At 61.2% G+C, this 5,498-nt stretch carries 5 protein-coding genes; 3 read left to right on the top strand and 2 right to left on the bottom strand.

The features are described 5' to 3' along the window. Together AC1D1P_RS13080 and AC1D1P_RS13075 are read left to right on the top strand one after the other, a co-directional pair. On the top strand, positions 1-782 hold a 782-nt coding region (locus AC1D1P_RS13080; protein WP_477673282.1), incomplete at its 5' end, for a DMT family transporter. 14 nt (positions 783-796) lie between these two features. Next, entirely contained in the window at positions 797-1,219 is a 423-nt protein-coding gene (locus tag AC1D1P_RS13075; protein WP_477667855.1) for an acyl-CoA thioesterase, read from the top strand. Positions 1,220-1,324: 105 nt separating this feature from the next. Here AC1D1P_RS13075 and AC1D1P_RS13070 read toward each other — a convergent pair whose 3' ends face one another. Together AC1D1P_RS13070 and AC1D1P_RS13065 are read right to left on the bottom strand one after the other, a co-directional pair. After that, complete coding sequence (locus AC1D1P_RS13070) at positions 1,325-2,227, bottom strand: metal-dependent hydrolase (protein ID WP_477673281.1); 903 nt, start codon at positions 2,225-2,227, stop codon at positions 1,325-1,327. Between the two features lie 82 nt (positions 2,228-2,309). Then, the gene (locus AC1D1P_RS13065; RefSeq protein WP_477673280.1) at positions 2,310-2,933 is read right to left on the bottom strand and encodes a peroxidase-related enzyme; all 624 of its coding nucleotides are present in this window, start codon (positions 2,931-2,933) and stop codon (positions 2,310-2,312) included. Positions 2,934-3,260: 327 nt separating this feature from the next. On the opposite strand from AC1D1P_RS13065, the gene katG reads away from it, so the two are divergent. Beyond that, positions 3,261-5,471, top strand: a complete 2,211-nt coding sequence (katG, locus tag AC1D1P_RS13060) for a catalase/peroxidase HPI (protein WP_477673279.1) — start codon at positions 3,261-3,263, stop codon at positions 5,469-5,471. Positions 5,472-5,498: the final 27 nt, after the last annotated feature.

The following is a 5,498-nucleotide window of genomic DNA, read 5'->3' as shown; positions in this document are numbered from 1 at the left end:
GCTTTGCGGTGTACGGCGTGTTCGCCGTGCTGGTGATGCTGGCGGGATGGCGCACCCGCCGCCTGCCCACAGCGCGGCAGGCGTGGGCCGCTCTGGTCATGAGCATTCTCGGGTTCAGCGGCTACTACCTGCTGCTGGTGCTGGCTATACGCGACGCCGGCACCGAAGTGCCTTCGCTGGTGATCGGCACCATTCCGATCTGGGTCATGTTGCTGGGCAAGCCGCAAGGCCTGCGTTGGGCTTCCCTGCTGCCCGGCCTGGCGCTCACCTTGGCAGGGCTGGCACTTATGATGGGTTCCACCCACGAGGCCGGCGAGGGAACGGCTACACATTTCTGGCGCGGCATGCTGTTTGTGTCGGCCTCGCTGGTGTGCTGGACGGCTTTTGCGATCCTGAATTCAGCCTGGCTCAAGCGGCACCCTGAAGTCAACGCCACCGACTGGGCCAACTGGCTGGGTGTGGCAACCGGCCTCGGGGCATTGCTGATGTGGCTGCTTGCGGGTTCGAACGCAAGCGTGCTGGCTGGCCGTGAAGACCGTGGTGTGTTCGTGCTGCTGTGTGTCCTGGCCGGTCTGGGTTCCACCTGGCTGGCGACAATTTTGTGGAACATGGCCAGCCAGCGGCTCAGCGCCAGCCTGTGCGGGCAGCTCATCGTGAGTGAAACCATTTTTGCACTGCTGTATTCGTTTGCCTGGGATGGCCACTGGCCCACACTGGTACAACTGTCTGCCTGCGTGTTGTTCACACTGGGAATCCTGGCTTCCATCAGGGCTCATCGATAGGGGAAATTGGCATCATGAAAATTGAAATTCCCGAAAAGAAAAAGCTGGTCCACGAGATGCATATCCCCATCCGCTGGGGTGACATGGACGCGATGGGCCACCTCAACAACGGCACTTACTTCCGTTATCTCGAAACCATCCGCATCGACTGGATGTACGGCATTGGCTGCAAGCCCGACCCTCAGGGGGAAGGCCCGGTCATCGTCAATGCCTTCTGCAATTTCTACAAGCAGCTGGAATACCCCGGCGACGTGCTGATGAAGATGTACGTGAGCGACCCTGGCCGCACCACCTTTGAAAGCTGGGCCACCATGGAGCGCGCGGATACGCCGGGCGTGATCTGCGCCGCGGGCGGCGCCACCACCATCTGGGTGGACTTTCCGGCACAAAAAGCCAAAGCCCTGCCCGAGTGGATGCGCAAGCTGGTTGAAGCGTAATTCTGAAAGAAAAATCCCGCTGGCCTAATCAGGTCATGCGCAAACAGCTATCAATAAGATAGCAATCCTGGCGGCATATGAGTGCTGCAGCATCGCAGCAAAGCTTCAGCGAACTGTGCGAAAGCTGTCCGCGTGCTCTTTCAACCAGCGCTGGGCAATGGCGCGGGTTTGCTGGCCGGGTTCAGCAACAGTTTCCTGGTCGGGGTGGAAGTCCCGCCTGAAGTAGGTCAGCAGCGGGGCGGTACAGCGCCACACAACGCCATTTTTTCCCCAGAAAAATTTCATCGCACTCCACCAGGTGCCTGGTTTGAACAGCGTGCCGTCATGCCAGAGGTTCAGCACCGTTTGCCGGCCCGAGTCCCAGGAAAACAGCAGCAGCGCGTAGACATACCAGCGCACGCGCCATGCGTGGTTTCCGCCAAGCGCTTGGTACAGGTCGTAGGCTACCGCGCGATGCTCGGTCTCTTCGGCTGCGTGCCAGCGCCWGAGGGTCTGCATCTTCGGGTCTGCATGGTCCAGCGCGTCACCGTGGCGAAGCATGTAGTCGGCCAGCACCGCCGTAAGGTGTTCGTAGGCTGCCGTGACCGCAAGGAAGTGGTGGGGCGCCACACCGCGTTTTTTGGCAAAGTCAATGCGGGCCGTGGCCCAGTGTTGCCAGCGGTTGACCAGGCCCTGCCTCTCCAACTGTGCGTTGTACAGGCCGTGGATGTGGCGGTGGGTAGCCTCCTGGCCGATGAACTGTGCAGTGGCTTCATGCAGCAGCGCGTGCTCTGGCGTGCGAGGCAGCAATTTGGCGCAGTCGCGCACGGCCTCGATGAACGACTGCTCGCCGACCGGAAAACTCATCGACAAGGCGTTGTGGTACTGGCTCAGGAAGGCATCGCCGCCAAACCAGTGGCGGTCAAAGCCATCGCTCAGGTCGATCTCCAGCTTGCGCACGGTCAGGCCGTAAGCGCCGGCTGATGGGGTAGAAGATGTCGAGGCGGTGGATGTGGCGTCTGGTGCCATGGTTTTTAAGTCTTGTGAGAAGGCTGATTCATGAGCATAGCGGGTGCGCAGGGTCCTGGGCGTGATTCGCGCCTGAGCGGTTTCAGGCGGCCTTGGGCGGCTTGGGCACACGGCCCATCAGGTAGAACTCGGGGTTGGGCTGCATGTTGCTGAAGCTCGCCATGCGGTTGGAGAGCCCAAAAAAAGCCGTGATGGCCGCGATATCCCAGGCGTCTTCATCGTCAAAGCCGTGGCCGTGCAGCGCTTCAAAGTCGCTGTCTTCAATCTGGTCCGCTTGCAGGCATACCTTCATCGCAAAGTCGAGCATGGCGCGCTGGCGTAGTGTGATGTCAGCCTTGCGGTGGTTCACCGCCACCTGGTCGGCCACCAGCGGTTTCTTTTCATAGATGCGCAGGATGGCGCCGTGCGCCACCACGCAATACAGGCATTTGTTGGCGGCGCTCGTCGTGGTGACGATCATCTCGCGCTCGCCCTTGGTCAGACTGCCGTTGGGGTTGGAGCCTTCTTCCTTGAGCATCAGCGCATCGTGATAGGCGAAGAAGGCACGCCATTCGGCAGGGCGGCGCGCCAGCGCCAGGAATACGTTGGGCACGAAGCCGGCTTTTTCCTGCACCTCCAGGACTTTGGCTTTGATGTCTTCCGGCAGGTCCTTCAGTTCGGGAGCAGGGTACCGGGGTGCTGTGCCRGCGGTTTTGGGGCTGGTCATGAGGGTTCCTTCAAAGGCTTTATAAGTGACTCGATAAGTGACTCGGACCCAAGCGTAACTGCAAGATTACCCGTCAGGTCGCGTTGGGGAATTGAAGCCAAAACAGATGCAATTGATAAAAACTATTAGGTAAATATCTTTAATTGCCTTTGATTATTTTGCAGTGAAACCTAGACTGTGCTTCACAGGCCATCACCTGGCAAGCCCGTCAAAGGAGACCCCATTAGCAGCCCCACCCACACGGCCTTGACCAAAGCGTCCCGGCTGTCCCGCAGTGCAATTCCATGCCGTCATTCGGCACCACTTAATCATCAAAGGTAACTCATCATGGCTGATCACAACACGCAAAGCGAAGGCGGCTGCCCATTCTCGGGTGGCGCCCGCAAACATGCTCTGGCTGGTGCCGCAACGAACGCCGATTGGTGGCCCAACCAGCTGAACCTCAAGATCCTTCACCAGAACTCATCGCTGTCCGATCCCATGGGCGAGGCGTTCAACTATGCCGAGGAATTCAAGACCCTGGACCTGCATGCCGTGGTGAAAGACCTCCATGAGCTCATGACGGATTCGCAGGACTGGTGGCCTGCGGACTACGGCCACTATGGCCCATTCTTCGTTCGCATGGCGTGGCACAGCGCAGGCACCTACCGGATCGCCGACGGGCGCGGCGGCGCCGGCTCCGGCACACAGCGATTTGCGCCGCTCAACAGCTGGCCGGACAACGGAAACCTCGACAAGGCACGCCGCCTGCTGTGGCCGATCAAGCAGAAGTACGGCCGAAAAATCTCCTGGGCCGACCTGATGGTTCTGGCCGRCACCGTGGCCATGGACTCCATGGGATTCAAGACCTTCGGCTTTGCCGGCGGGCGCCCGGACGTCTGGGAGCCGGAAGAGATTTACTGGGGCCCTGAAGCCGAGTGGATGGGCGACAAGCGCTACACCGGCGACCGCGAACTCGAAAACCCGCTCGGTGCTGTGCAGATGGGGCTGATCTATGTGAACCCCGAGGGCCCGAACGGCAAACCGGACCCGCTGGGTTCGGCGCGGGACATCCGCGAGACCTTCGCCCGCATGGCGATGAACGACGAAGAAACTGTTGCGCTCACCGCCGGCGGGCACACCTTCGGCAAGGCCCACGGCGCAGCCGATCCGGGCCAATACGTGGGTCCCGAGCCTGAGGGCGCCACCATTGAAGACCAGGGGTTTGGCTGGATCAACAAGTTTGGCGGCGGGCACGGCGTGCACACCGTCACCAGCGGTATCGAAGGTGCCTGGACCAAGAACCCCACCAAGTGGGACAACGGTTACTTTGAAAACCTGTTCGGCTACGAGTGGGAGCTCACGAAGAGCCCTGCCGGTGTCCACCAGTGGAAGCCCAAAGACCCCGCCGCGGCGACCACCGTGCCGGATGCCCATGACCCCGCGCTGCGCCATGCCCCGATAATGACGACCGCTGATATGGCCATGCGCATGGACCCGGCTTACGAGAAAATCTCGCGGCGTTTCATGGCGAACCCGCAGGAGTTTGCCGATGCCTTCGCCCGGGCCTGGTACAAGCTGACGCACCGTGACATGGGCCCGGCCGCGCGCTACCTGGGCCCGCTGGTGCCGAAGGAGGCACTGATCTGGCAGGACCCCATTCCCGCCGTCGATCATCCGCTGGTCAATGAGCAGGATACTGAGGGCCTCAAGGCCAAGGTCCTCGCCTCCGGGCTCTCCATCTCCCAGCTCGTCACAACGGCCTGGGCGTCTGCTTCCACCTTCCGCGGCAGCGACAAGCGCGGCGGCGCGAACGGTGCGCGCATCCGCCTGGCACCACAAAAGGATTGGGAGGTCAATCAACCGGCCGAGCTGGCGAAAGTCCTGAAAGTGCTGGAGGCCATCCAGGGCGAGTTCAACGGCGCGCAGTCCGGCCGCAAGAAAATCTCGCTGGCTGATTTGATCGTTCTGGGTGGCTGCGCGGCCGTCGAGGCGGCTGCACGGAAAGCCGGTCACGACGTGAAGGTGCCCTTTTCACCGGGCCGCACGGATGCTTCGCAAGCGCAAACCGATGTGGCGTCTTTTGCCGTGCTGGAACCTGCCGCAGACGGCTTTCGCAACTACACCCGCAAGGGGCAGGCGCAGCGGGCAGCCGAGCAGCTGGTGGATCGCGCGAACCTGATGACGCTGAGCGCTCCCGAGATGACGGTTCTGGTTGGCGGCATGCGCGCCCTGAATGCCAACGTCGGGCAGGCCCAGCATGGAGTTTTCACCAAGCGGCCCGGAACCTTGAGCAACGACTTCTTTGTGAACCTGCTCGACATGCGCACGAAGTGGCAGAAATCTGCTGACGCAGAAGATGTGCTGGAGGGCCGCGACCGGTCGACGGGCGAACTCAAATGGACGGGTACGGTGATCGATCTCGTCTTCGGTTCGAACTCGCAGTTGCGGGCCATTGCGGAGGTCTATGCGTKCAGCGATTCGCAGCAGGTCTTCGTGCGTGACTTTGTGGCAGCCTGGAACAAGGTGATGAACCTGGATCGCTACGACCTTGCCTGATTGAGCCGGACCCTCATAGGCCCTGAT

The organism is Polaromonas sp. P1_E1_2 (assembly GCF_056406035.1).
The sequence above is the reverse complement of the archived record's forward strand: the minus strand, read 5'-3'. Positions and strand labels throughout refer to the sequence as shown.

Excerpts from the sequence above, each read along its gene's own strand:
- AC1D1P_RS13075 (WP_477667855.1), top strand. The coding sequence starts at position 797 with ATGAAAATTGAAATTCCCGAAAAGAAAAAGCTGGTCCACGAGATGCAT.